The organism is Streptomyces sp. YIM 130001, from assembly GCF_003574445.1.
In the GTDB taxonomy this organism is placed as follows: domain Bacteria; phylum Actinomycetota; class Actinomycetes; order Streptomycetales; family Streptomycetaceae; genus Streptomyces.
Genome location: NZ_KZ984564.1, coordinates 202,357 through 228,745, shown reverse-complemented (window position 1 = coordinate 228,745; position 26,389 = coordinate 202,357). Strand labels below are relative to the sequence as shown.

At 72.0% G+C, this 26,389-nt stretch carries 18 protein-coding genes, 1 tRNA gene and 1 riboswitch; of the genes, 7 read left to right on the top strand and 12 right to left on the bottom strand.

The features are described 5' to 3' along the window. Nucleotides 1–261: 261 nt before the first annotated feature. Nucleotides 262–810: a MarR family winged helix-turn-helix transcriptional regulator gene (locus tag DSC45_RS27735; protein WP_119294689.1), complete on the bottom strand. Its 549-nt coding sequence runs from the start codon at nucleotides 808–810 to the stop codon at nucleotides 262–264. A 126-nt stretch (nucleotides 811–936) separates the two neighbouring features. Here DSC45_RS27735 and DSC45_RS27730 point away from each other — a divergent pair, with 126 nt between their 5' ends. Beyond that, nucleotides 937–2,193, top strand: coding sequence for an MFS transporter (locus DSC45_RS27730; RefSeq protein WP_119294688.1), 1,257 nt, complete (start codon nucleotides 937–939; stop codon nucleotides 2,191–2,193). A gap of 17 nt (nucleotides 2,194–2,210) precedes the next feature. Here DSC45_RS27730 and DSC45_RS27725 read toward each other — a convergent pair whose 3' ends face one another. Together DSC45_RS27725 and DSC45_RS27720 are read right to left on the bottom strand one after the other, a co-directional pair. After that, nucleotides 2,211–3,815 carry an ATP-binding SpoIIE family protein phosphatase gene (locus tag DSC45_RS27725; RefSeq protein ID WP_119294687.1) on the bottom strand — a complete coding sequence of 535 codons (1,605 nt, stop codon included), beginning with the start codon at nucleotides 3,813–3,815 and terminating at the stop codon, nucleotides 2,211–2,213. A gap of 117 nt (nucleotides 3,816–3,932) precedes the next feature. Next, nucleotides 3,933–5,291, bottom strand: coding sequence for an NAD(P)/FAD-dependent oxidoreductase (locus DSC45_RS27720; RefSeq protein WP_119294686.1), 1,359 nt, complete (start codon nucleotides 5,289–5,291; stop codon nucleotides 3,933–3,935). A 343-nt stretch (nucleotides 5,292–5,634) separates the two neighbouring features. Between DSC45_RS27720 and DSC45_RS27715 the strand changes: the two genes are divergently transcribed. Then, on the top strand, nucleotides 5,635–6,408 hold the full coding sequence (locus DSC45_RS27715; protein ID WP_119294685.1) for a TetR/AcrR family transcriptional regulator: 774 nt from the start codon (nucleotides 5,635–5,637) through the stop codon (nucleotides 6,406–6,408). A 201-nt stretch (nucleotides 6,409–6,609) separates the two neighbouring features. After that, nucleotides 6,610–8,637 carry a sigma-70 family RNA polymerase sigma factor gene (locus DSC45_RS27710; RefSeq protein ID WP_119294684.1) on the top strand — a complete coding sequence of 676 codons (2,028 nt, stop codon included), beginning with the start codon at nucleotides 6,610–6,612 and terminating at the stop codon, nucleotides 8,635–8,637. A gap of 396 nt (nucleotides 8,638–9,033) precedes the next feature. Here DSC45_RS27710 and DSC45_RS36150 read toward each other — a convergent pair whose 3' ends face one another. The 4 genes from DSC45_RS36150 to DSC45_RS27695 form a co-directional block, all read right to left on the bottom strand. Continuing rightward, entirely contained in the window at nucleotides 9,034–9,228 is a 195-nt protein-coding gene (locus DSC45_RS36150; protein WP_346426683.1) for a GNAT family N-acetyltransferase, read from the bottom strand. A gap of 9 nt (nucleotides 9,229–9,237) precedes the next feature. Continuing rightward, on the bottom strand, nucleotides 9,238–9,504 hold the full coding sequence (locus DSC45_RS36145) for a hypothetical protein (RefSeq protein ID WP_205571445.1): 267 nt from the start codon (nucleotides 9,502–9,504) through the stop codon (nucleotides 9,238–9,240). A gap of 47 nt (nucleotides 9,505–9,551) precedes the next feature. Beyond that, the gene (locus DSC45_RS27700) at nucleotides 9,552–13,100 is read right to left on the bottom strand and encodes an AfsR/SARP family transcriptional regulator (protein WP_119294683.1); all 3,549 of its coding nucleotides are present in this window, start codon (nucleotides 13,098–13,100) and stop codon (nucleotides 9,552–9,554) included. A 322-nt stretch (nucleotides 13,101–13,422) separates the two neighbouring features. After that, nucleotides 13,423–15,519 carry an asparagine synthase-related protein gene (locus DSC45_RS27695; RefSeq protein WP_119294682.1) on the bottom strand — a complete coding sequence of 699 codons (2,097 nt, stop codon included), beginning with the start codon at nucleotides 15,517–15,519 and terminating at the stop codon, nucleotides 13,423–13,425. A gap of 522 nt (nucleotides 15,520–16,041) precedes the next feature. Between DSC45_RS27695 and DSC45_RS27690 the strand changes: the two genes are divergently transcribed. The 4 genes from DSC45_RS27690 to DSC45_RS27675 all read left to right on the top strand — a co-directional run bounded on the left by DSC45_RS27690 (nucleotide 16,042) and on the right by DSC45_RS27675 (nucleotide 21,299). After that, nucleotides 16,042–17,487, top strand: coding sequence for an NsdA family TPR-like regulatory protein (locus tag DSC45_RS27690; protein ID WP_119294712.1), 1,446 nt, complete (start codon nucleotides 16,042–16,044; stop codon nucleotides 17,485–17,487). Nucleotides 17,488–17,635: 148 nt separating this feature from the next. Beyond that, the gene (gene lhgO / locus DSC45_RS27685) at nucleotides 17,636–18,835 is read left to right on the top strand and encodes an L-2-hydroxyglutarate oxidase (RefSeq protein WP_119294681.1); all 1,200 of its coding nucleotides are present in this window, start codon (nucleotides 17,636–17,638) and stop codon (nucleotides 18,833–18,835) included. A 299-nt stretch (nucleotides 18,836–19,134) separates the two neighbouring features. Next, nucleotides 19,135–19,878: a tRNA (guanosine(46)-N7)-methyltransferase TrmB gene (gene trmB / locus DSC45_RS27680; RefSeq protein WP_119294711.1), complete on the top strand. Its 744-nt coding sequence runs from the start codon at nucleotides 19,135–19,137 to the stop codon at nucleotides 19,876–19,878. A gap of 101 nt (nucleotides 19,879–19,979) precedes the next feature. Further along, the gene (locus DSC45_RS27675; protein ID WP_119294710.1) at nucleotides 19,980–21,299 is read left to right on the top strand and encodes a PrsW family intramembrane metalloprotease; all 1,320 of its coding nucleotides are present in this window, start codon (nucleotides 19,980–19,982) and stop codon (nucleotides 21,297–21,299) included. Here the strand turns inward: DSC45_RS27675 and DSC45_RS27670 are convergent. From DSC45_RS27670 to DSC45_RS27650, 5 genes are all read right to left on the bottom strand, one after another. After that, the gene (locus tag DSC45_RS27670; RefSeq protein ID WP_119294680.1) at nucleotides 21,280–22,224 is read right to left on the bottom strand and encodes an aldo/keto reductase; all 945 of its coding nucleotides are present in this window, start codon (nucleotides 22,222–22,224) and stop codon (nucleotides 21,280–21,282) included. The genes DSC45_RS27675 and DSC45_RS27670 overlap by 20 nt on opposite strands. Nucleotides 22,225–22,443: 219 nt before the next feature. Beyond that, on the bottom strand, nucleotides 22,444–23,499 hold the full coding sequence (locus DSC45_RS27665) for a M23 family metallopeptidase (protein ID WP_119294679.1): 1,056 nt from the start codon (nucleotides 23,497–23,499) through the stop codon (nucleotides 22,444–22,446). A 7-nt stretch (nucleotides 23,500–23,506) separates the two neighbouring features. Further along, nucleotides 23,507–23,671: riboswitch (cyclic di-AMP (ydaO/yuaA leader) on the bottom strand. A 228-nt stretch (nucleotides 23,672–23,899) separates the two neighbouring features. Next, on the bottom strand, nucleotides 23,900–25,018 hold the full coding sequence (locus DSC45_RS27660) for a PP2C family protein-serine/threonine phosphatase (RefSeq protein WP_240434876.1): 1,119 nt from the start codon (nucleotides 25,016–25,018) through the stop codon (nucleotides 23,900–23,902). A 189-nt stretch (nucleotides 25,019–25,207) separates the two neighbouring features. Next, nucleotides 25,208–25,281, bottom strand: a tRNA-Met gene (locus DSC45_RS27655). A gap of 102 nt (nucleotides 25,282–25,383) precedes the next feature. Further along, a complete protein-coding gene (locus DSC45_RS27650) occupies nucleotides 25,384–26,235 on the bottom strand; it encodes a hypothetical protein (protein ID WP_119294677.1) in 852 nt (283 codons plus the stop codon). Nucleotides 26,236–26,389 lie beyond the last annotated feature (154 nt).

Here is a 26,389-nt window from a genome sequence, read left to right as displayed (position 1 = left end):
CCTCCCGGCCCTTGGGCCGCTCCGACGCCGCAAACTCTAGCGGAATCTTCCGGCAGCTCATAATCGAGCTCGGGAATTGAATTTCGGCATGCCGAAATTGCCCCGGCTGGGAGATCGTGCTGAGTTAGTGGTTGCCGCTTTCGCGGCGGAGATGCTGCTGCGGAACCGTTACGGCGCCGTGGCAACCCGAAGAACCTTACGGATGCGGCGGGGCCGTGTCAACCTCCGGGCTGCAGCGTTCGCGAGATCGCCGAACTGCGTTCACGCCAGGTCGGTGAGTCGGCCGCCGGAGTCGGGCTGGGCGTCCTCCACCCTGCGCAACAGTCGGGTCAGCATCTCGCCGAGCACTCCGCGCTCGTCCTGCGAGAGGTCCTGCAGCAGGTCCTCTTCGAAGACCGTGGCGAGGCGCATGGCTTCGAGCCACTTCTGCCGGCCGGCGTCCTGGAGCTCGATGATGACGCGGACGCGGTTGCTCTCGTCCCGCTCGCGGGTGACAAGACCGTCGCCGACCATGCGGTCGATGCGGTGGGTCATGGCTGCCGGGGTCAGACCGAGCCGCTTGGCCAGGTCGCCGGGACCGAGCCGGTAGGGAGCGCCGCCGAGTACGAGGGCCTTGAGTACCTCCCACTCGGCGTTGCTCATGCCGAGGGTCGCGGTCTGCCGCCCGTAGGCGACGTTCATACGGCGATTGAGGCGGCCGAGGGCCGAGACGATCTGCTCCACCTGGGGGTCCAGGTCCTGGAACTCCCGCTGGTAGGCGGCGATCTGGGCCTCGAGGGTCGGCTCGCTTGCACCGGGGGTGTCAGCCATGGCGGGAAGTATGGCATGACCAGTTTGCGCTAAAGACCTTCGAGTCTTAGTCTTCAATGCTGAACTTTAGCTTCTAAGTCTTCACTCCTAAGGTAGGTGAAAGTGACCAGGGCGACGGGCGCAGCGATGCGCCGGATCCATGTGGGCAACGCGCTGAGTGCCTTCGGCCTCGGCTTCACAGTCCCGTTCCTCTACGTCTATGTGGCGCAGGTGCGGGAGCTGGGGTCGACCACGGCGGGCTTGGTGCTCGCCGTGTTCGCGGTGGCTGCGCTGCTTGTGCTGCCGTTCACCGGTCGGGCCGTCGACCGGCGCGGTCCGCTGCCCGTCCTGATCGTCGCGCTGGCCACGGCCGCAGTGGGTTCCATGAGTCTGGGGCTCTCGGCGAGCACCGGATTCGTTCTGGCGTCTGCGGCGGCGCTCGGTGCGGGGCAGGCCGTGATGGCGCCGGCGCTCGCGACGATGATCGTGGCGTGCTCTGCGCCGGAGAAGCGGACTCGGGCGTTCGCCACGCAGTTCTTCCTGCAGAACCTCGGGCTCGGCGTCGGCGGGCTCATCGGCGGGCAGATCGTGAAGCACGAGCGGCCCGGGGACTTCACGCTGCTCTTCGCGATCGAGGCCGCGATGTTCGTGCTTCTGATCGGCGTCATGGCGACGCTGCGGCTGCCTCGGTCGCCGCGTATCGACGGTTCCGTGCAGGCGGCGGGCGGCAGTGGTTTCAAGGCACTGCTCGGCAACCGCGCCATGGTGCATCTGTGCGTGCTCGGCTTCGTGATCTTCTTCGCCTGCTACGGGCAGTTCGAGTCGGGGCTTTCGGCGTACGGCGTGGAGGCCGCGGGGATCTCGCCCTCGACGCTCGGTATCGCCTTGGCGGCGAACACCGGCGCGATCGTCGTGGCGCAGTTCGCGGTGCTGAGGTTCGTCGAGCGGCGCCGGCGGTCGCGGGTCATCGCGTCGGTGGGGATCATCTGGGCTGTGGCCTGGGCCGTCGCGGGTTTCGCGGGCCTCGGGTCGAGTGGTCAGGCGATGGCCACGGCGGCGTTCATCTCGACGTACGCGCTGTTCGGGATCGGTGAGGCGATGCTGTCGCCGACGTTGGCCCCGCTGGTCGCGGATCTGGCGCCCGACGGCATGGTCGGCCGCTACAACTCGGCGTTCGCGCTGGTCAAGCAGTTGGCGCTGGCGGTGGGGCCGGCCGTGGGCGGGCCGATGGGGGCCTCGCTGCATGTGCCGTACATCGTGACGTTCGTGCTGTTCTCACTGGGGATGGCCGCCCTTGCGCTGCGGCTCGGGCGGCGGCTTGCGCCGGTGCAGGACCTTCCGTCGCTCGCGGCGAGCCGGATCGTCACCGGGGGTGCGCAGGACAGCGTTCCGGTGCACGCCTGATCCGGTGGGGCGGTGGTTCAGGACGGCAGGGTGAATTCGCACCAGACGGCCTTGCCGCCGCCCGGTGTCCGGCGTGATCCCCAGGACGAGGCGATCGTCGCGACGATCTCGATGCCCCGGCCGGCCTCGTCGGCCGGCTCCGCGCGGCGTCGCCGCGGCAGGTGGTCGTCGCCGTCGGTGACCTCGATGGTCAGCCGGCGGTCGGTGCGCCTGAGGCGCAGGCGCATCGGCGGGGTGCCGTGCTGGAGCGAGTTGGCCACGAGTTCGCTGGCGGCCAGTACGCCGAGGTCGTGCAGTTCGACGGGGAAGCGCCAGCTGGTCAGGACGCCGGAGGCGAAGGCACGCGCGCGTGGAGCCGCTTCCACGCCGCCGAGGAGTTCGAGTGCCGCGCCGCGGAACAGGTCGGCGCTCTGGCCGGTGCGCTTGGGCTGTTGCAGGACGAGTACGGCCACGTCGTCGTCGTGGTCGGCGGTCACGCCCAGGGCCCGGATGAGCCGGTCGCAGACCACCTTCGGAGGGCCGGAGGCGCTGGCCAGGGCGCGTTCCAGCGCGTCGACTCCGTGGTCGATGTCCTCCCCGCGGCGTTCCACAAGGCCGTCCGTGTAGAGGACCGCGGTGGAGCCCGGCGTGAAGGGGACGGAGCCCGAGGCGTGCTGCCAGCCGCCGGTGCCGAGTGGCGGGCCCGTCGGTTCCGCGGCGCGGTGCAGGCCGTCGTTCTCATCGCGTACGAGGATCGGCAGGTGGCCCGCCGAGGCGTAGGTCAGGCGGCTCTCGCTCGGGTCGTGGATGGCGTAGACGCAGGTGGCGATCTGGCTCGCGTCGATCTCGGCGACCAGGCCGTCGAGCAGCTGCAGGACCTCGTGCGGGGGCAGGTCCAGGCGTGCGTACGCCCGGACCGCGGTGCGGAGTTGGCCCATGACGGCTGCCGCGCGGACTCCGCGGCCCATCACGTCGCCGATGACGAGGGCGGTGCGGCCGCCGCCGAGGGTGATCACGTCGTACCAGTCACCGCCGACCGCGGCGTCCGTGCCGCCGGGCTGGTAGGTGGCGGCGATCCGCAGGTCGTCGGGCTCCTCCAGCTGCTCGGGCAGCAGGGAGCGCTGCAGGGTGACGGCGGCCTCGCGGTGCCGGCGCTCGCTGGCGCGCAGCCGCTCGGCCGCCTCCGCGTGGTCCGTGACGTCCGTGGCGAAGACCAGGATGCCGCTGCCCTCGGGAGTGTCCACCGGTGTGCAGTGGAACGTGTACGAGCGGCCGGCGGCGACCTTGCGGGACTTGACCGTGCGGGACTTGGTGCTGCGCAGGACCTGGTCGAGGAGGGGGAGCAGGCCGAGCTCGCACAGTTCGGGCAGGGCTTCTTCGGCGGTGGCACCGGTGGGGCGGTCGCCGAATGCCTCCGTGTACGCGTCGTTGACGTACGCGATGCGGTGGTCGGGGCCGTGCAGCAGGACGACCAGGGCCGGGACGCGGTCGAGGATCTCGCGCGCGGGCAGGTCGGCGACGGCGGGCGCGGTCTGCTGCGCCGGGCACTCGGCTCGTGCCGCGGGCACGGAGCCCCGGTCGGTGCGGGCTGCGGCGCGGCGCTGCGTGCCGGGGAGCCGCGCGCTCCAGCGCGTGAAGTTCACGGGGAAAAGCCTCAACATGTCGAGGGTCGGGTCCTGCCCATGGTCGGGGGACCAGTGTGTCCGACCGGACTGACATCCGTCAGACGCCGGTCGGGCGGCGGGTGTTCCAGGGGACGGTCAGGACGACTCCTTCGGGCGTCCTCCCCCGGCTGCGAGTTCGAACTCCGCACGCGGGTGCTCGAGCGATCCGAGGGAGACGATCTCACGCTTGAAGAGGCCCGAGAGCGTCCATTCGGCCAGTACGCGTGCCTTGCGGTTGAAGGTCGGGACGCGGCTGAGGTGGTACACGCGGTGCATGAACCAGGCGGGATAGCCCTTGAGTTTGCGCCCGTAGACGTGGGCGACGCCCTTGTGCAGGCCGAGTGACGCCACCGAGCCGGCGTACTTGTGGGCGTACTCCTTGAGGGGCTGCTTCCGCAGGGAGGCGACGATGTTGTCGCCGAGTACGGTCGCCTGGCGTACGGCGTGCTGGGCGTTGGGGGCGCATTCCTTGCCCGGTTCGTCGGCCGTGACGTCGGGGACGGCGGCCGCGTCACCCGCTGCCCACGCGTGCGTGGTTCCGTCCACGGTGAGTCGGGCGGTGCACTTGAGGCGTCCGCGATCGTCCTTGGGCAGGTCCGTGGCGGCGAGGATCGGATGAGGCTTGACGCCTGCGGTCCATACGAGGGTGCGGGACGGGAAGCGGGAGCCGTCATCCAGTACGGCGACCCGGTCCTCGCAGGTCTCGAGGCGGGTCTCCAGGCGTACGTCGATGTTGCGTCCGCGCAGTTCGCGGACGGTGTAGCGGCCCATCTCCTCGCCGACCTCGGGCAGGATCCGGTCGGAAGCCTCGACGAGGATCCACTTCATGTCGTCGGGCTTGATGTTGTGGTAGTAACGCGCGGCGTAGCGGGCCATGTTCTCGAGCTCGCCGAGTGCCTCCACGCCCGCGTAGCCGCCGCCGACGAAGACGAAGGTGAGGGCGGCGTCGCGGAGGGCGGGGTCGCGCGTGGAGGAGGCGATGTCCATCTGCTCGATGACGTGGTTGCGCAGGCCGATGGCTTCCTCGACGGTCTTGAATCCGATGCCGTGGTCGGCGAGTCCGGGCACCGGCAGGGTGCGGGAGATCGAGCCGGGGGCGAGGACCAGTTCGTCGTAGGCGAGTTGCAGGGGGTCGCTGCCCTCTTCCTCGTTGGCGAGGGTGGTGACACTGACGACGCGTTTGGAGTGGTCGATGGCCTGGGCCTCGCCGATGACGATCTTGCAGCGGTCGAGTACGCGCCGCAGCGGCACCACGACATGGCGCGGGGAGATCGAACCGGCGGCGGCCTCCGGCAGGAACGGCTGATAGGTCATGTACGGCTCGGGCGTGACCACGACGATCTCCGCCCGGCCGCTTCTCAGCTCTGCCTTGAGCTTCTTCTGCAGACGCAGAGCGGTGTACAGACCGACGTAACCGCCGCCGACGACGAGAATGCGCGCAGGTTCCTTCACCATCCCATGACGCACGTGCGGCGCGCGTTTGTCCACAGGCCCGGCAAGTTGTGTGACCGGAGAACCTGCGGCTCCGGTCACACCGGCCCTTTCCGGCAGTTCGGAAAGTTCCCAGGTCAGAGCGCATGCTCCGGGAGGGAGACACAGGGGCAATCAGGGTGGAACCGACGCGTACTCCGATCGGGCGGCTCGCCGTGCGGAACGGGCCCCTTCTGAATTGACTCCGGCTCAACTATGTTCGTAAGTCGTCGGTGTACGGGGCTCAGATGTCCGACTCGCTCCCGCACACCGGCAGTCAAAGCGGGGAAGGTCTCCGGGGGGAGACGTCATTACCGGGGGAACGCTCATGCATATTCAGGATTCTCATTGGGGTTCCGCATCGGTCGTCGCAGCAGCCGACGATCACGGTCGAGGACCGGCGGACAGCGCGCGTACGACACCTCTGCGGGTCGACGCGCAGCGCAATCTGGAGCACGTACTGCGGGCGGCCCGCGAAGTCTTCGGGGAGCTGGGCTACGGCGCGCCGATGGAGGACGTGGCGCGGCGGGCCCGGGTCGGTGTCGGCACGGTGTACCGGCGCTTCCCGAGCAAGGACGTGCTGGTACGACGCATCGCCGAGGAGGAGACGTCCCGGCTGACCGACCAGGCGAGGTCTGCACTCGGTCAGGAGGACGAGCCGTGGTCGGCGCTGTCGCGCTTCCTGCGGACGTCCGTGGCCTCGGGCGCGGGCCGGCTGCTTCCGCCGCAGGTGCTGCGGGTCGGGGTGGCCGAGGACGGCTCGGAGGCGGACGGCGAAGCGACTCGGGTGCCGCAACAGCGGCAGGCGGGCGAGAAGGCGGACCTGCGGCTCGTGGAACAGCGCCCGGCGCCGGAAGTGGAGTCGGTGCCCGCGGGGGCCGACATCGACGATCCGGGAGCGGTCGAGCTGCTCGAGGTCGTGGGCCGGCTCGTCGAGCGGGCACGTACGGCGGGCGAGCTGCGGCAGGACGTGGCGGTCGCCGACGTGCTGCTCGTGATAGCCACGGCGGCTCCTTCGCTGCCCGACGCGGCGCAGCAGGCGGCTGCCTCGGCCCGGCTTCTGGACATCCTGCTCGAGGGGCTGCGGTCCCGGAGCGCGTAGGGATCGGTCGGTGTTCGGGGCGAGTTGTCGGGGTCGGCGGAATTTTGACCTTGCAGCTTGCCCCGAACGGGTGAACGCCACTACCGCTTCGGGCGAAGTCGCCCCGGACGAGTGGTTGCGGGGCTTCGGGGTTTGGCCGTACTGCAGCGTGTGACACGCTTTCCCGGTGTTTCGGGACTGGGTATGCGGGGGCCTCGCGCTATGAGCGGTGAAGGACGGGACGAGTCGGCGACCGGAAACGGCACCGACGCGGGTGGGCTTCCGCCCCGGCAAGTCCCGAACCAGGGGGGCCCTTCCGGGGTTTCGGGAAATGCTGGTGGCAGTTCTGGTGGGGACGGCGGGCCTCATGGGTCTGCGGGGGCTTCTTCCGGTGCTGAATCCGGTACTGCCGCCGGTCCCGCTTCCGATGGCGTCGACGCGGGCGGGCTGCCGGCCGCGAGCGTGCCTCAGCAGCGGGAGGGGGCGGGCAGTTCCCTCGCGGACGAGCTGCTGGCGTCCGGCGACGCACCGGCCTCCGACCCTGAGCTCATCGCGCGGATGCGCGCCGGTGACGACTCCGCGTACGAGGAGCTGTACCGGCGTCACGCCGAGGCCGTACGGCGCTACTCGCGCACCTGCTGCCGGGACGCCCACACCGCCGACGACCTCACCTCCGAGGTCTTCGCCCGCATGCTGCAGGCGGTACGAGGCGGGTCCGGGCCCGAGTACGCGGTGCGTGCGTACCTGCTGACGTCGGTGCGGCGGGTGGCGGCCGGCTGGATCAAATCGGCGAAGCGTGAGCAACTCGTCGAGGACTTCGCGGTGTTCGCGACCCAGGCCAGTCGTAGCACCGAGGTGTCCGACGAGGACACCCTGGACCTCGGCGCCGATGTGATGGCCATGCACGAGGCCGAGCGGACCATGGTGATGCAGGCGTTCCGCAGCCTCTCCGAGGAGTGGCAGGCGGTGCTCTGGCACACCGAGGTCGAGGACGATCCGCTGAGCGAGGTCGCGCCGCTCTTCGGGCACAGTTCGCCCAACGCCACCGCGCAGCTGGCCAGCCGAGCCCGCGAAGGCCTCAAGCAGGCCTATCTGCAGGCCCATGTGAGTGTCAGTCTCGCCAGTGACGACGAGTGTGCGCGGTACGCGGACCGGCTCGGCGCGCACGCCCGCGGGCGACTGCGGACGCGGGCCGAGCGGGGACTGCGCAAGCACCTGGAGGACTGCGCCAAGTGCCGCCTCGCGGCGGGGCAGATCAAGGAACTGGCCAGTGGGATCCCGGGAGTTGTGCCGGTCGCCGTCATCGGTTGGTTCGGGGCTGCCGCCTACTCGGCGAAGGCCGCGGGCATCATCGGCGGCGCTGCGGGTGCCACCGGAGCGGGAGCCGCGGCTGCCGCCGCGGGCGGTGCCGGTGGTTCCGGCGGTGCCGGCGGCGGTGCGGCCGCGTCGGAGGGCCTGGGCGCCCCGGCCAAAGCCGCGATCGGCGCCGGCGTCGTGGTCGCCGCCGGCGTCGCTGTCGCGATGATCCTGGCGGGCGACGACCCCGCACCGGAGGCCAAACCGAAGCCCGAGCCGTCCGCCTCACAGCCCGTCACGCCGCAGAAGCCGCCCTCGAAGCCGAAGCCGGAGCCACCGGCGGCGGCACCACCGGCTGCCGCGCCCGCACCGAAGCCGAAGCCGACTCCGCCCCCGAAGCCGGCCCCCGAGCCGGACGCGCCGAAGCCCACGCCGGAGCCGAAGCCGCCGGCGCCGCCGAAGCCCACGCCGAGCAAGCCGAAGCCGCCGCCCGAGGCGCCGGTCGAGATCCCGTGGAACGAGCTGGAGTACGGGCAGTTCGGCGACGGGACGAAGCCCGAGATGCGGCTGTTGGAGTCGAGCTGGGTGTGGCAGCGCAACGGCCTGTCGACGGGCGGAACGCGCTACGCGGACGGCGTCACCGTGCACGCCCGGTCCTCGGTCACCATCGACCTCAACCGCCCCTGTCGGTCGTACCGGGCTCTGGTCGGGATCGACGCCCTCACGCACGGGCACGGTGCCGCGCGGTTCTCGGTGTACGCGGACGGTGAGCGCCTGTGGCAGTCGCCGGTGGTCAGGGGCGATGACCCGGCGGTGCCGGTGCAGGTGGATCTGACGGGCCGCAAGACGGTGCGGCTCGTGGTCGAGCCGCACTCGGTGTTCGACGTGGGGGTGCTCGCGGACTGGGCGCAGTCGCGATTCAGCTGCGCCGATGAGGACTCGGACATGCCCTAGGTGTCCGGGACCTTGGTGACAGGCGACGTGCCCTTGGCGGCGGTTGAACCGGGTGAGGGCCTTCTGGATCGGTGGGGATTGCGACATCTACCGACCAGTGCAGGAAGCCCTCGTGATTCACCGTCACGCCCCCCGCAGACGCCGACTGGCCGATGCGTCCGGCCCGGTGCGTCGTCGAGGAAGGGGCGAGGTAGGCCGGCCGCTGCGCCGAGCCGCGGAGCGGTTCCAGGTGAGTCGCACGACGGCGGCCACACCCCAGCCAGTCCCGTCACCAACCTCCCCGGACAGCACAGCGAGGACCGCGTCGGGCACGGGGGCCCGTCCGCGTCGACGGGCTTTGTGGTCACCGGGTGACGGTCGTCGGCGAGCCGGGGAGCATCGAGCGTCGGCTGAGCCTCAGTCGAGTCTCTTGTGCAGTTTGACGGAGGTCGTCTCGTAGCCGAGCGACTCGTACAGGCCGCGTGCACCCGTGTTGAAGCCGAAGACGCTGAGGCCGAGGGTGTGTGCGCCCTGCGCCCTGGCGTATTCCTCGCCGAGGACCATCGCCGCGCGCCCGAAGCCCTGCCCCCGCTGGTCGGCGTCGATGACGATGTCCCAGATTCACCAGGCGCCGGCGTCGTCGCTCTCGTCCGGTCCGGTCCAGAGGTAGCCGACGGTCGCGCCGGTGTCATCGACCACGTCGAAGACCGCATGCCCCGAGTCCGGCGTTCCGGAGGGAAACGAGCGGGCCATGGTCTCGTCCGCGTGCCGGTGGGCGTCCTCGGGCGATCGCCCCGCAGTGACGAGATCTCGGGCGTACTCGGCGCGGCTGCGCTCGAGCCAGGCAGGGAAGCGGCGGGTGTCCAGGTGACGGAGGGTTACGGGCATCGGGGCAGCCTCCCGCACTGCCGGCCTGCAGGTCCCCGGTGCGCCGGTCAGGTGGTGTGGCCCGGGTCCTGCGCGTCCTGGGCGGGATCCGGTGTCGGGCGGTTGAAGCGGGCTGCTGCGTCGGCCAGTTCGTCGGCGACGTCGTCCGGGGTCAGGCCGCGTCCCCGGGCGGTCTGGGTCTCGTACACATCGGGGTCGAGGGTCTCGCGCAGCCTGGTGACGAGGCGTTCCACCCTCGAGCGCTCCGGTTCCGGGCGCGGGTGGCCGCCTCGCCAGTGGTCGCTGACGGCGAGCAGCCGGGCCGCGCGACTGGTGTCGCCCAGGTCGGCGAGGACCCCGGCGGACGCGTCGACCAGGGCCGAGTGCAGTACGTCCGACACGTGCTGTGCCGCCGCGCTGCGCGAAGCCGCCGCGTACTTCTTCAGGCCCTCGGCGGGACTCGACCGGGTGGCGGTGAGGCGGGCGTCGAGGCCCGCGAGCACCACCTCCACCTGCGGGGGCGGTGAACCGGCGATGGACTCCCGGTGCCCGGCGGCCAGTTCGCGGCCGGCCGCGGCCAGGTCTCCGCGGTCGAGGGCAATCGTCGCGTACATGATCCGGACGAACGTGCGGGCGTCCGGGGAGCCGTATCGCTCGGACTCCGCGAGGGCCTCCGCGAGGACCTTCTGCGCGAGAGCGGTGTCTCCGGAGCGGTAGGCGATCTCGCCCAGGCGGGCGACCAGGAACGGCGCCTCGCTGTAGGCGCCGACCTCGTAGGCGAGGTGCAGCGCCTCCTCGAACTCGACGCGGGCCTCCGCGAATCGGCTGCGGGACATCGCTGCCTCGCCCGCCGCGCTGTTGACCTGGGCGCGCATCCAGCGGTCGCCCACTCGGTGCGCGATGTCGCGCAGCTCGACGAGGTCGTCGTCGAAGCCGCTGAGTCCGCGGAAGTCGACGGCCGTGTGCGTGCGGAACATCAGCGAGACGCCCACCGACCAGGGGTCGCCCAGTTCGCGGCAGATCCTCACGGCCTCGTCGAGCGCGCTACGGGTCTGCGGCGGATCGTCGAACACGAACGTCACGAACGGCCAGAGCAGACCCGGGAATTCGGCGGCCTGAGGTACGGGCCTGCCGAACGCGCGCCACAGCCGGCCGGCCCAGTCGCGAGCCTCCTCGTCGAACCACTGTGTGCCCCCGCTCTCGAAGGAGAGCAGGAGCAGCATGAGGCGGAGCTTCATCCGGGGCCAGTAGCGAGGGTCGTCCTCGTCGCTCGTCTCCGGTCCCATGCCGAGGACCTGGTCGATCCGGTTCGCGCCCTCCCTGAGGTAGTTGCGCAGCCTCCAGAACCAGGACATGGCGAGGGTCAGGGCGAACGCCGACTCCTCGTCACCCGTGGTGATGCTCCGGTGGAGGGCCGCCCTGATGTTGTCCAACTCCCTTTCCAGGGTGCTGATCCAAGGCAGTTGGTCGGCGGTGCGCAGCAGCGGATCGGCGTGCTCCACGAGACTCCGTACGTACGCCGTGTGCCGGGTTCGGGCCGCTTCGAGGAGCTGTGGGGTCCCCGCGGCCCGCTCGTCGGCGTACTCGTGGATGGTCTCCAGGAGGCGGTAGCGCATGCCGGCGGCGCCGGGGTCCGGGGCCGCCACGATCAGGGACTTGTCGACGAGGGCGCCGAGGGCGCCGACAGTCTCGGTCGCTTCGGGGCCGCAGACGGCCTCTGCGGCTCGCAGGTCCCAGCCGCCCGCGAAGACCGACACCTCGCGCAGCACCCTCCGTTCCGTTGCGTCGAGCAGGTCCCAGGACCAGTCGACGACCGCACGCAGGGTCTGCTGACGGGGCAGCACCGTACGGCTGCCGGAGGTCAGCAGCCGGAAGCGGTCGTCGAGCCGGTCCGCGATCTGGCGGGGCGTGAGCAACCGCAGGCGTGCCGCCGCCAGTTCGATGGCCAGCGGCAGCCCGTCGAGCCGGGTACAGATCTCCGCCAGGGCGTCCGGGTCGGCGGCTGGGTCGAAGTCCGGGCGGACCGCGGTGCCTCGCTCGGCGAACAGGCGGTGTGCGGGTCCGGCGGGGAGGGGGTCCACCGGGCGAACGGCCTCGCCGGGGACGCCGAGGGGCTCCCGGCTGGTGGCGAGGATGCGGAGCTTCGGGCAGCGCGTCAGCAAGGTCTCCGCCAATTGGGCTGCGGCGGCGATGACATGTTCGCAGTTGTCAAGGATCAACAGGAGGCTGCGCGGGGCGCAGTACTCGATGAGCAGGGCGACCGGATCGTCGTCCCGCGTCGTGAGCTCGCTCGTTCCCAGTGCCGTGTCCCGCAGGTTCAGGGCGCTGACCACGGCTGAGGGGACGGCGGCGGGGTGGTCGAGCGGGGCGAGCTCGGCCAGCCGGACCGGGGTGGAGTGTGCGGCTCCCGTCTCTTCCGCGAGGCGGGTCTTCCCCGAGCCGCCGGGTCCGGTGAGGGTGACGAGGCGTGCTCTCTGCAAATCCGAACGGATGGCGTCGAGTTCGAGTTCCCGGCCCACGAAGGAGGTGAGGCGGGGGCGGAGGTTGGTGTTCCGCTCGGGGCGGGCGGGAGGTCTGTCGGTGGGGTGGCCGGAGGGCTGCCGGTCGGGATGCTGCCCGTCCCGGGGGTGCCCGTCCGGTGGGTGCCCGTCCGGTGGGTGCCGGTCGGGGTGCTGTTCCGACGGATCGCGGTCTGGCGGTGTCCGGGCCGACGGCGTCCGGTCCAGTTGTTCAGGTGTGCCGTGTCCCGCGCCGAAGTGGAGTTCCGCTTGCTGCCCGCGCGTGCCTTCCGTCTGCCGCGGGGACCGAGCAGCGGTCCGTACCGGGTCGTCGGCCGGCGCGGCGCCGTCGGGTGCCGGGGCGCCGGGCTCCCCCGCGCCCGCACCCGGCTCCGCACCCGCCAGCAATTCGGCGTGCAGGGAACGCAGTTCGGTGCCCGGGTCGGTGCCCAGGCCTTCGGCCAGCACGCGGCGCGCGTCCTCGTAGGCGGCCAGGGCGTCCGCGCTGCGCCCCGCGGACCGCAACGCCCGCAGCAGCTGGGCGTGCAGGGGCTCGTCGTACGGGTGGGCCGCGACCAGTTCGCGGAGCTCCGGAACGAGTTGCTCGGTGCGTCCCGACGCGAGGTCTGCGGCGATGCGGTGGCGTACCGCGTCGTGCCGGCGTGCCTCCGGACCGGTGGCGGCGGCGCGGTCCGGCAGATCGGCGAGGGCCGGGCCACGCCACAGGGCGAGGGCCTCGCGCAGAGTACGGCCGGCCGCACCGGTGTCTCCGCGGTGCAGCTCCGAGGCGCCCACGCGCGCGAGGCGCTCGAAGCGGTGCAGGTCGACGTCGTCCCGGTCGACGGCGAGGCGGTAACCGCCCGGCACCGACTCCACCGCTTCCCTGCCGAGCACCCGGCGCAGTCGGCCCACCAGCGCCTGCAGCGCGGCCGGTGCGTCACGGGGCGGATCCCCCGCCCACACCTCGTGGACCAACGCGTCCACGGACACCGGGCGGGCGGCGTGCAGGGCGAGCGCGGCGAGCAGGCCGCGCAGCCGACGGCCGTCCACGGGCAGGGGTGTGCCCCGGCTGTCGTAGGCCTCGGTCGTTCCCAGTACGCGGTACCGCACGGGGTTCATTGTCTCCGTCCTGTGAGGTGTGCGCCGGGCCCGGCGCACTCGGCGGCAGCGTACGACCACGGCGGACACCCGCCGCCCCCGGACGCCCCGCCCCCGGATATCCGCACCACCGCGATCGACCTCCACGCGCGCGTAGCGGGCGAAAACAGCGTCCACGCGCGCGACCGTCACGCCGAACGCAGCACCTCGGCGGGGGAGAGCGGGTCGATGGCGAGTCGTCGCCCCGGGCCGGCCCACGTCCTCGGGCCGACGGCACGTACCGGCGAACCCCGCAGCCCGCTCGCCGGCGGCCGTCAGCCGCGACCGACGGCCGCCAGGCCCATCAGGCCCCGCGGGCTCCCAACGCCCCCCGCTGCGGCCGTATCCCCGCGGGCACCGCACGCGCCCGTGCAGGGGTCCCTGTCCAGCAGGTGCCGCGGCGGGACAGCAGCCGGCGCAGCCACAGTTCGGTGGAGACGAGTTCGCCGAGGCCGTCGAGCGGGAGGGGATCCCCTTCCGCCGCGGCCCGCAGAGCCCGCTGCACGACGCGCCCCTCGACCAGTCCCGCCTGGGCCAGCAGCGGCGTACCGAAGAGGTCCACAAGGTCCTCGACGGCGACCCGCAGCCCGGTGTTCGCGGCGGCCGCGGACGACGCGTGCGAGGGGGTGCCCCAGCCGTCGGGCAGTTCGTTGACCCCGGCTCCTTCGAGGACGGTGCGCAGGATCTCGGCGCGCGCTCCGGGCTGTACGCGCAGCGCTTCGGGCAGGGCTCGGCAGGCGCGGACGACCTGGTTGTCGAGGAACGGCGCGTGCAGCCGCTGGGAGCGGATCTCGGCGGCCTGCTCCAGTACGCGCAGGTCCGCGGCGTGCCGTGCGAGGGCGGCACGCGCGCGTAGTTCACCGGGCCGCTGGCCGGGCGCCGGCCCCGGGCGGGTCGCCGACTGCTCGAGGCGAACCGATACTTCAGCCAGCGCCTCACCGGTCAGCCAGCGCGCCGCGGGCCCCGGCCTGGCCCAGGTGAGTGCGGCGAGCGAGGCCCCGACCGCGCCGGACGGCTCGTCGAAGCGGGCGTCCCGCAGTCGCGTCGCGGTGCTCTCGATGCCGTCCCGGTAGGTCGTCCGGGCGAGCTTGCGGGCCGCTCCGTAAACCCGTGCCGGCACCAGGACGGATCCCTCGGCCTTCGCCAACGCGGTGACGGGGCGCAGCAGATGACGCCGTCGGCGGTCGAGCAGCAGGTCGGCGAGCCGGGCGGGATGGGCGTCGAGCACCTGCCGGGCGCCATAGCCGGTGAAGTGGTCGGCGCTGCCGAACGCGAGCCGCGCCCGGTGCCGTCCGGCGCTGATCAGGGCGGGCCCCGGCTCGTCGGTCAGCGGCCCGTCGAGATCGGCGTACGGCAGGGCTTCCTCGCCCGCGGTGACGACCACGTGGTGCAGGCGGGGGTTGGCCGCTATGGCGCCCGCGCGCTGGAGTTCGGCCTCGCGGTCGGTGGTCGTGAGGTCGTTGAACGTGACGGCGAGGAGGCGCTCGCCCGCGCCGGTGCTGTGCCCGAGGAGCGTGCCCGGGTTGCCGGGCAGTCCGGCGGCGAGCAGCGCCAGGGTGGCGGACGCGGGCCCGCCCGACAGGTCGGCGCCGATTCCCGGCACCGGCCCGCGGCCCGCTCGTCGCTCCGCAGGGCCCATCCCGGGCACCGGGCCGGGGTCCATGTCCGGCACGTGCCGCGGGGCCGCGAGACGGGCGCGTACGGACTCCACGAGGGCTTCGCGTACGCCGTCCACCGCGCGGCGGCCCTCCATCTGGGGCGCGGCGACGGCGAGCGACGCGACCGGCTCGTAGCCGGCGATCTCGCGGGCGCCGTCGCGCAGGATCAGCGCGTGGCCGGGCGGGATGCGCCGCACGCCCGCGTACGGCGTGGAGTCCTGCAGCGCCTCCGGGACGTCCGGGCAGGCGAGCAGCGCGGCGAGGTGGCCGATGTCGAGTTGGGCCTCGACGAGGTCGGCGAGCGGCAGGGCGGCGGTCGCGTACGCCGTACCACCGGCCCAAGGGGTGTGGAACACCGGTCTGGCACCCGCGAGATCGCCGAGGACGGTCACGCGGCGGCCGGTGCGCACGACGGCGGTGTAGCTGCCGGGCCAGGCGGTGAGGTGGCGCAGGGCGCCGCCTCGGGCCGCGAACAGGCCCACGCGCAGCTGCTCGTCGGTGGCGCCGCAGATGCCGAGTACGGCGATGGCCGTCTCGGCGTCGGCTCTGACCACGCGGATCTCGTCCGGGCGCCAGTCACCCACGGCCCACAGCGGATCCGGGTCGCCCCACAGGAGTTGGGAGCCCACCGGGTGCACGGTCTCGACGCCCTCGACGCCGATTCCCTGGCCGTCCGGGTCGACCGCGCTGATGGTCGGCGAAGCTTTCGCGGTGGCACTGCTCCACCCCACCAACCACCGCATCGTCGCCTCCACAGGCTGTGGACAACCAGGTGCACCCGAACAGCTCGGGTCCATGCTGCCACGAAGGAGGCGTGAAGCACTGCCCATGGGAGGACAGGAGCGCATGCCAATGCGTCCCCGAATTCGGACAGTTGGGGCAGTACCGCACCGACCGTATTCGGCCATTTAGGCCGAGCCGGGCGCACGGTGCGGTCCGGGAGACGCTGCTCGCCTCCCGGACCGGAACGCCGCCCGCGGGGATGAAGGCGGCGGTATCCCCCAGCCCACTGACGACGGTGCGCAGCGGGCCGACCCACGCATCACCATGGAAGCGCTCCCGCGGTGGCCGGAGAAGAGCGCACGTACAGGCGCACGGCCACACGCCGGGAGCACAACACCCCTCCGCCGCACGTCTGTACAGACAACAATCTCGCCATCCGGAACTTCGCCTCTTAACGCTTGGGATGCGGCGAACTACGCTGGGTTTACGAATGCCGCGTGCCTATGCCCGACGCGGCAGCCGTCTGTGTCGAGGGGTGGCGCATGTCCAGGGAGCAACGCGGGCCGAACGAAAAGCTCGGCACCGTTCTCGCCCTCGCGGGAATCAGCAATGCGGGACTGGCCCGCAGGGTCAACGACCTAGGCGCACAAAGAGGCCTGACCCTGCGCTACGACAAGACCTCGGTGGCCCGTTGGGTCTCCAAGGGCATGGTTCCGCAGGGCGCGGCGCCACATCTCATCGCCTCCGCGATCGGGACCAAACTGGGACGCCCGGTACCGCTCCACGAGATCGGCCTGGCCGACGCGGATCCGGCCCCGGAGGTCGGTCTCGCCTTCCCGCGCGACGTCGGCGCCGCGGTCAGATCGGCCACCGAGCTCTACCGTCTGGACCTCGCCGGACGGCGGGCCGGCGGTGGCGGGATCTGGCAGTCGCTGGCGGGCTCGTTCGCCGTGACCGCCTATGCGACGCCCGCTTCACGGTGGCTGATAACACCCGCTGACAGCTCCGTCGAGCGGACGTTCGACAGCGTGGTCGCGGCGGACGGTTCGGCCGCGGCGGGTGAGATCCCGCAGAAGGTCGGCCACAGCGATGTGCAGAAGCTGCGGGAGGCCGCGCAGGACGCCCGCCGCTGGGACTCCAAGTACGGGGGCGGGGACTGGCGTTCGTCGATGGTCCCGGAGTGCCTGCGGGTGGAGGCGGCGCCGCTGCTGCTCGGCTCGTACTCGGACGAGGTCGGCCGGGCACTGTTCGGCGCGGCGTCCGAACTGACCCGGCTCGCGGGCTGGATGGCCTTCGACACCGGACAGCAGGAGGCTGCCCAGCGCTACTACATCCAGGCACTGCGCCTCGCACGCGCGGCGGCCGACGTTCCGCTCGGCGGGTACGTCCTGGCGTCCATGTCGCTGCAGGCCACCTACCGGGGCTTCGGCGACGAGGGGGTGGACCTGGCACAGGCGGCCCTCGAGCGCAATCGGGGTCTGGCGACGGCCCGCACCATGAGCTTCTTCCGGCTCGTCGAAGCAAGGGCCCACGCGCGCGCGGGGGATGCCCACGCGGCAGGCGCGGCCCTCAAGGCTGCCGAGGGCTGGCTGGAGCGGGCCAGGGACGGGGACAACGACCCGTCGTGGCTGGGCTTCTACTCGTACGACCGCTTCGCAGCGGACGCGGCCGAGTGCTACCGGGATCTCAAGGCACCGCGTCAGGTGCGGCGCTTCACCGAACAAGCACTGTCCCGGCCCACCGAGGAGTTCGTACGGTCCCACGGCCTGCGCCTGGTGGTCAGTGCGGTCGCGGAGCTGGAGTCGGGAAATCTGGACGCCGCGTGTGCGCAGGGACTGCGCGCGGTGGAGGTCGCCGGCCGCATCTCGTCGGCGCGGACCACCGAGTACGTACGCGATCTGCTGCACCGGCTCGAACCGCACGGCGACGAGCCCCGCGTGGCCGAGCTGCGGGAACGGGCGAGGCCGCTGCTCGTGACGCCGGCGTAGGCCAGGGCCGCCTCGAACTGCCGTCGGGCCGTGCGGCGCCTGGGCTCTGCCGGGTGTCTCGACCGGCTGCCGGGGCATTGTCAGTGGGACGGTGCACTATCGGAGCCGGGATCGAGGACGGACGCGGAGCCGGGTACGGAGTCGGGAGGTGAGGCGCGTGGCGGTGGACTGCGACGTGCTGGTGATCGGCGGCGGGATCGTCGGTCTGTCGACGGCCTACGCGCTGACCAGGGCGAGGCCCGGCACGAGGGTGGTGGTCCTGGAGAAGGAGCCGGGACCGGCCCGTCACCAGACCGGCCGGAACAGCGGCGTGATCCACAGCGGCATCTACTACCGCCCCGGCTCGCTGAAGGCGCGGTACGCGGTGCGGGGCGCCGCGGAGATGGTCAAGTTCTGTGCGGAGTACGGGATTCCGCACGCGGTGACGGGAAAGCTGATCGTCGCCACCGAGCGCGCCGAGCTGCCCCGGCTGCACACCCTGGTCCAGCGCGGCCGGGAGAACGGCATTCCGGTCCGCGAGCTCGGCCCCGCCCAGATCGGCGAGTACGAGCCGCACGTGGACGGCGTCGCCGGCATCCATGTGGGCACGACCGGGGTGTGCGACTTCGGCGCGGTCGCCGCGCAGCTCGCCGAGGCCTCCGGAGCCGAGGTGCGGTACGGCGCGGAGGTGGTGCAGATCTCCCGGCGGCCCGAGCTCGGGGTCGCGGTGCGCACGGCGGACGGGACGGTGCTGCGCGGCCGCGCCCTGGTGAACTGCGCGGGCCTGCACTGCGACCGCGTGGCGCGGCTCGCGGGCGACGACCCGGGGATGCGGATCATCCCCTTCCGTGGGGAGTACTTCGACCTGCTGCGGCCCGATCTCGTGCGAGGGCTCGTGTACCCGGTCCCCGATCCCGCGTTCCCGTTTCTCGGGGTGCATCTGACGCGCGGCGTCGACGGCTCCGTGCACGTGGGGCCGAACGCGGTGCCGGCGCTGGCCCGCGAGGGGTACGACTGGTCGGTGGTCCGGCCACGGGAGGCGGCGGGCACATTGGCGTGGCCCGGGTCGTGGCGGATCGCCCGGCGGCACTGGCGGTACGGGGCGGGCGAGCTGCGGCGTTCGCTGTCCAAGCGCGCGTTCACGCAGGCGGTACGACGACTGCTGCCGGAGGTCGGTGAGGGGGACCTGCGGGCGGCGGGGTCCGGCGTGCGGGCGCAGGCGGTGCTGCGGGACGGGGGGCTTGTGGACGACTTTCTGCTGCGCGAAGGGGTGCGAGCCGTGCATGTGCTCAATGCGCCGTCTCCCGCGGCGACGGCTTCGTTGCCGATCGGGCGGTCGGTGGCCCGGAGGGTTCTGGGATGGCTTTGACCTCTTTGGGCCGGTGATTTAGGCGGTCCGCCGTGTGTGTGGGGGTGGTCGTGCGGGCGCGCTTCCTGGCGTCGGCCTGGCAGCCTCTCCCCGATCGCCGAGCGCGCTCATCCGCCGGCTCAGTCCCGAACGTCGTTCGGCCCGCAGGTGGGCGGGCCGGTCGGCGCTCCGCCGTAGAATCGGGCGGCGTGGGTGAGAGAAGCGGTGGGCGAGGGGTCGAGCTCGTGAGTGGCGGCGAAGGTCAGGGAGCCCGGGACGGCACGCAGCCGGAGAGCAAGGTTCCGCAGGTCGCGAGCCGCATGTTCCCGGATGGGGAAGGGCCCGCTGCCGATCCCGCCGGGTCGCAGTTCGAGCGGCGGATCCGCAGTTTTCAGCCCCGTCGCAGCAGGGTGACCGCCGGCCAGGGTGACGCTCTGCGCCGCCTCTGGTCCCGCTGGGGCCTGGACATCGACGGATCGCGGCAGCTCGACCTGGACGAGCTGCTCGGCGGGCGGCCGGTCGTCCTCGAGATCGGCTTCGGCATGGGCGAGGCCACCGCGCAGATGGCCGCGGCCGACCCCGACACCGGCATCCTGGCCGTCGACGTACACACCCCCGGCCAGGGCAACCTCCTCCGCCTCGCCGAGAGCGGCGGCATGGACAACGTACGGGTGGCGAACGGCGACGCGATCATCCTGCTCCGCGAGATGCTCGCCCCCGAGAGTCTCGACGGCCTGCGCGTGTACTTCCCGGACCCATGGCCGAAAAAGCGCCATCACAAGCGCCGCCTGATCCAGCCCGAGTTCCTGACCCTCGCCGCGAGCCGGCTGAGGCCCGGGGCCGTCCTGCACTGCGCCACGGACTGGGAGCCGTACGCCGAGCAGATGCTCGAGGTGCTGACCGACCACCCCGACTTCGTGAACACCGAGGCCGACGGCGGCTACGCCCCACGCCCCGGATTCCGTCCGCTCACCCGCTTCGAGGGCCAGGGCCTGGACAAGGGCCACGCCGTACACGATCTGCTCTTCGCCCGTACCGGAAAGCCGTCCGGATCCACCGGCTGATTCCCGCACTGTCGCGGCCGTACGCCCGGCGTCGTTAAGGTCGGGCGGTGACCGTCTGGACGTCGTACTCGTATCCGCAGTCGGCCGGAGCCCCGGCCGGCCTGCGGCACGAGCGCTGGTGGCAGAGCCGGCGGGTGCGCATAGGCACACTCGCGGCGCTGCTCGCCGTGTCCGGTCTGGTGATCCTGGCGCTGGTCAGAGAACAGACCGGCACCGAGGGCTTCCTGGTCGGCCTCGGCCTCGCCATCCTGCCGGTCCCCCTGCTGCTCGCGGCCTTCTGCTGGCTCGGCCGGGTCGTTCCGGCTCCGCGGCGGAATCTGGTCTTCGCCTTCGCCTGGGGCGCCTGCGCCGCGGCGCTGATCGCGATCCTCGCCAATTCGTTCGCGACGCAGTGGATCGCCACCGCCACCGCCGATCCGGGGAGCGCCGACACGATCGGCGCGACGGTGATAGCGCCGGTGGTGGAGGAATCGGCCAAGGCGGCAGCGGTGCTCCTCGTCTTCCTGTTCCGCAGACGGACCTTCAACTCGGTCATCGACGGCGTGGTGACGGCGGGCGTCACGGCCACCGGCTTCGCCTTCACCGAGAACATCCTCTATCTGGGCAACGCATACGGAACGGACACCGCGGGCGGAGCGGCCCTGCGCGACATGTCGCTCGACTCGGTGACCGCGGCGACGTTCTTCGTCCGCATAGTCATGTCGCCGTTCGCCCACCCGCTGTTCACCGTGCTCTCCGGGATCGGCTTCGGCCTCGCGGCCCTCGCGGCCGAACGCCGGCGGATCCGCCGCTTCCTGCTGCCCGTCGCCGGCCTCCTGCCGGCGATGGGCCTGCACTCCCTGTGGAACGGCTCCTCCGCGTTCGGCGAGTGGGGCTTCTTCACGGTGTACGCGCTGGTGATGATGCCCGCCTTCGGTCTGCTGACCTGGCTGAGCATCCACGCACGGCAGCGCGAACTGCGCACCGTACGGGCCGAGCTGCCCGCCTACACGGAGGCCGGCTGGGTCACCCCCGCCGACCCCTTCGCGCTCTCCTCGATGCGTGCGCGGCGCCTCGCCCGCGAGTACGCCGCACACGCGGGCGGCCAGGCCGCGGGCCGGGCGGTCCGGGACTACGAGGAGTACGCGACGTCCCTCGCGTTGCTGCGACGCCGAGGCCGCCGCGGCCGGGCCGGCGACGACTTCGTCGTACGGGAGCGGGAGCTGCTCGACGGACTGTGGCGCCATCGCGAGGTGGCCCGACCGGCGCTCGCCTACGCGGCCCGTGCCACGACCCGGACCCCCTCCGGGCCTGCGGCGTACGGACCACCTGCGGCGTACGGGCCTCCGGCGGCGTACGGACCGCACACGCCTTACGGAATGCCGCCGCCCCGAGCCCCGTACCCGCCCCCGTACGCCACCGCTAGGCCGAAGCGGCCGTGAGCAGCGCCAACTCGTCGTCCTTAAGCTGCAGTTCACCCACCGCGAGCAGCGCGGGAAGCTGCTCGACGGTCCGCGCGGAGGCGATCGGCGCACCGACCGTCGGCTGCGCGGCGAGCCAGGCCAGGGCCACGGTCGCGATCTCCGCGCCGTGCTCGGACGCGACCTTGTCGAGTGCCTCGAGGACGCGCGGTCCACGCTCGGTGTCCAGGTGCCGTCCCGCACCCGCGGCCCGCGGACTGTCGACCTGGGCCCCCGGCCGGTACTTGCCGGTGAGGAATCCGGCGGCGAGGGCGTAGTACGGCACGGCCGCGAGCCCGGAGCGGGAGGCGACCTCCTGCAGCGGGCCTTCGTAGGTGTCGCGGGAGACCAGGTTGTAGTGCGGCTGCAGCGCCACGTACCGGGCGAGGCCCTCGCGGTCCGCCAGGTCCAGGGACTCCTGGAGGCGCTCCGCGGAGATGTTGGAGGCGGCGACGTGACGCACCTTGCCGGCCCGCACCAGCTCGTCGAGCGTGCCGACGATGTCCTCGACCGGCACCGAGGGGTCGTCGAAGTGCGTGTAGTACAGGTCGATGTGGTCGGTCCGCAGACGACGGAGGGACTCGTCCGCGGCCGCCTTGAGTGTGGCCGGAGCGAGTCCCTTGTAGTCGGGGTGGGCGCCCGCCTTGGTCGCGATGACGACGTCGTCGCGGCGGCCGCGGGAACTGAGCCAGTTGCCGATGACGGTCTCGGACTCGCCGCCCTTGTTCCCTTCGACCCACGACGAGTACGTGTCCGCGGTGTCGATGAAATTGCCGCCCGCCGCGGTGTAGGCGTCGAGGACGGCGAAGGAGCCGGCCTCGTCCGCCGTCCAGCCGAATACGTTCGCGCCGAGGGCGAGCGGGTGGACCTCGAGGTCCGAGGAGCCGAGAGTGCGCAGAGAAGTCATGCTGCGGTCAACACCCCTCGGTCCCAGGGGTATTCCACTGACCTGCGGAAATGTTGCGGTACCCGGCAGATGCGCCGATCTGCACGGGTCCGGTCCGCAGCGTTGTTCCGGCAACTCGGCCCGACAGCCCTGACGTCGGGGGGTAGCCGCCAGGACTGCCGGAATCCAGGGTGCGGATCCGGCGTCGACGGTTCGTGAAGAACCGGGATCGCCCGGTCGTCAGGGGTTGAGGCCCTTGCTCTGCAGCCAGGCCATCGGGTCGATGCCGGTGCCGTCAGGGGTGTGGACCTCAAGGTGCAGGTGCGGTCCGGTGGAGTTGCCGGTCGAGCCGCGCAGTCCGATGACGTCGCCGGTGGTGACCTTCTGGCCGACGCTGACCTGGATCGAGGACTGGTGGCTGTACGACACCTCGGTGCCGTCCTTCAGCTCGATCACGGTGTGGTAGCCGTAACTCCCGGACCAGCCCGCCTCCTTGATGGTGCCGGAGTGCACGGCCTTGAGCGGCGTACCCGCGGGCCCGGCGAAGTCGAGACCGGTGTGCTGCCCGGAGGACCACATCGAGCCGGCCTGACCGAAGGTGGAGGTGATCGTGTACGAGGAGGTGGGGAGGCTGAAGCTGGCGGCGAGCTTGCGCAGCCGCTCCTCCTCCGCCTTCCGCTTGCGCTCCTCCTCGGCCTTCCGCTTGGCCTCGGCGGCCTTCTTCTCGGCCTCGGACTGCTGCTTGGCGGCGTCCTCGGAGGCCTTCTTGACCGCGGCGTCGGCGGCCACGGCGGCCTCCGCGGAGGCGGCCTGGTCCTGCTTGACCTCGGCCTGCTGCAGGATGCGGGCACGCAGCGCCTCGCCGGCGCCGGCGGTGCTCTGGTCGTCGGCGGCGCTCGCGGCACCGGTCGGCGCGAAGCCCGCGGCGGTGGCCTGGGTGACACCCGACTGACCGGCGTCGCCCTCGTCCTCACCTTCGGAGATCATCGAGCCGACGTCCGGAAGCTTGTCCGTGACGGCCGACATGTCGGGGAGCGAGATCGGTACCGGCGGCTTGTCCTTGGCGGTCGCTATGCCGCCCGCGCCGACCGCGGCGATGACGCCGACGCCGAGAACGGTGGAGCTGCGGGCGAGTCCGCCGCGCTGCTTGGCGACACGGTGCTTGCCTCGCACGGGCCGGACGGAGTCCTCGGTGGGATTCCATTCCTCCCAGGGCTCATCGCCCCGACCGAACCCGGAATCATCCGAGTAACCCTCGTAATACGCGGTATCAGGGGCAGGCCTGTTCGACGCCACGCGGGCGTACTCCTTTCCTTCCTTCGCCTACCGGGTTAGCTGACGGGTTCGGAACAGGAAGGTGTCCTACGAGCTTCCAGGGCCCGCCACGATCATGGCGGGCGAAGGATGCCCGATTCACCCCAAGTAGGTGGTTCCCCGGCTCCCTTGCGGGATTGAGCGGTTGCGCACGGAGCCATCTCTTGTGACGGCTGGGACGACCGCGCTGCGTTATCGAACGTTAATAGACACCAGCCCCGGATTCCAAGCCGTTCCGGTTGATCGGTGGCACCCCTGGCCTGGACTTAGGCCCCACCAAGGGGCGAATTCGGGCGAGTTGCAGCATGATCTTCACACACTGGCGGGTCAAAGGTTTCTGGCGAAGCGTCAATCGGTATGCGGAGGGGCGTATTACGGTCACCTACGGTGACGCCGAAGGCCTTCCGACCGAAAGCAGCGCCATGTCGTCGGTCGATCCTCCCCCGGTGTGCACCATCACCTCGTCGACCACGAGAGCGAGCAACTCGTCCGGCCCCGGGAACATCCGCCCGCTCAGCCGCTCGGCCGGGTCGTAGAAGACACCGGCTTCGTCCCGCGCCTCGGACAGCCCGTCGGTGTAGAGCAGCAGCAGCGAGCCGCACGGGAACTCCGCCTCCTCCGCCCGATCCGGCCAGTTGCCCAAGTCCCCCATGCCGAGCGGAAGTGCGAACTCCCGCGGGGTCAGGACCCGGAGCCCGCCGTTGGCGCTGAGCATCAGCGGCGGCGGGTGTCCCCGGTTGACGAGCCGTACGACGCTCCGGTCGCGCGGGATCTCGCCGAGCACGGCGGTCGTGAACCCCTCGAAGGCGTCCAGGCCGTTGCGTCGGGTGCCCTCGCGCGCGAGGGCGCGCTCGAGGCGCTGGGCCACCGCCTCCAGGGTCGCCTCCTGCTCGGCCGCCTCGCGGAACGCCCCGATCACCACCGCGACCGCCTCCACCGCACCGAGCCCCTTGCCGCGTACGTCCCCGACCAGGAGCCGCACTCCGTACGGGGTGTCCTGCACGGCGTACATGTCGCCGCCGATGAACGCACCGGCTTGCGCGGCCTCGTAGCGCGCCGCGACGTCGAGGCCGCCGATCCGCTCGGCCGGCTCGGGAAGGACCGCGCGCTGCGCCGCCTCGGCGACGTTCTGCGCCGACTCCAGCTGCTTGCCGCTGCGTCTGACGACCCGGTTGATGAGGACGGCGAGTACGGCCACCGTCAGCACGGTGGCGATCTCCGTGAGGGACTCGGCCCGGGCCAGGACGTGGTTCCACACCCGTAGCCCCGTCATCCCCGCCAGGGCGGCCAGACCGGTGGCTACGGTCCCGCGGAGCGAATAGAGCGGCGCCGCGGTCAGCGGGGCACCGGCGAAGAAGGGCGACCCGGTGAACTCCGGTGGGGTGAGCCAGTCGAAGGCGATACCGAAGAGCATCAGGAATACGGGCAGCACCCGCACAAGGCGCCGGGTCCGGGTGCCTTCGTGGGCCCCTTCCTCACCTCGCTCTTCCTGTTTCCCCACCGGTCGTCTCCCGCCGCTGTCCGCGCTGCCGGCGGACCGCCTGCCGCACCCCATCCAGGGTTACCGCCACGGGGACGGGGGGCTACTTCGTGTACGCCGTACGAGTCAGCGGCCCGGCAGGAGCGGGGCGCGAAGGGGCCCGGACATGCGTCAGGCCCGGCACGAAATCGTGCCGGGCCTGACGGTCAGTAGCGGGGACAGGATTTGAACCTGCGACCTCTGGGTTATGAGCCCAGCGAGCTACCGAGCTGCTCCACCCCGCGTCGGTGAAACCAAGTCTACGCCATCAGAGGGACTGCTCGCGCCACCCTTTCCCGGGGCCGGGGCGGGACCTCACCCCGGCCCCGCCCACTGGGGCGGAGTGGTCACGCCTTGACGTTCCTGCGCACCGCAGCGATCAGGACGGACGCCGTGAGCAGCAGCACAGAGGCCGCCGTGAACAGCGGCAGGGGACCGGCCGGCTCGCCCCGCTCCCGTACCGCGCCCATGAAGTCGAGTCCCGCCACACCGTTCAGTACGAGGTACCAGAGCGGCAGGTAGAGCGCCTGGAACACCCGGGGCGTACGGCAGAGAACGCCGAGGAACAGGGCCAGGGAAGGGACGAAGAGGACGCCGACGAACCAGGCGGTCAGCCCTCCGGAGTCGCCCGCCGCGACGATGCGGACCAGCGGGGCGGCGCCCATCAGCGCGGTGAGGACCACCCCGGATCCGTACTCGGCGAGCAGCCGCCGGTGCGCCGACGGGTAGGAGCCGAGCAGGCCCTCGAGGCCGTTCTCCGTCTGCCGGCTGCCGAGCCGCGACCAGATCAGGACCGGCCAGACCCACAGGGCGGGCAGTACGGCGACGGTGACCGAGGCCTTGGGCACCAGGAGGGCGGCCAGGGTGAGCCCGGCCGCTCCCAGCCACCACCAGCGTGAGACCCCGCTGAACAGGATGCGCACCTCGCCTCCGAGCAGCCGCCCGAAGGCGCCGCCGTGCTCGGAGGGGGTCCGGGGCAGGGCGAAGCCGGCGGCGTCCACGGGCGCGACGTCCGGCCCGGGCGGCAGGGGCGCCGTGTCCTCGCGTCCGGCCGCCCCCGCGCGTGCCGGGTCGAAGCGGCCGAACCACAGGGAAGGGAGCAGGGCGAGCAGGACGGCGACGAGGAATCCTCCGCATGCCGCGGCGGACCATCTCCTGGTCGTCGACCAGCACGATCCTCGTTGCCATGCGCCGAGCATGGCAGATCGCCGGATCGCCCGGGAGGCGGTCTTCGGCCCGGGGGCCGCCCGTTACCGTGCCCTCCCGGCCGCTCGGCGCCGGAGTATGGCCGGTCGGCCACGAAGCTTGGCCGGTCGGCCGAGGCGGAGCCGTCGGCGTCCGCCATAGCGTCGT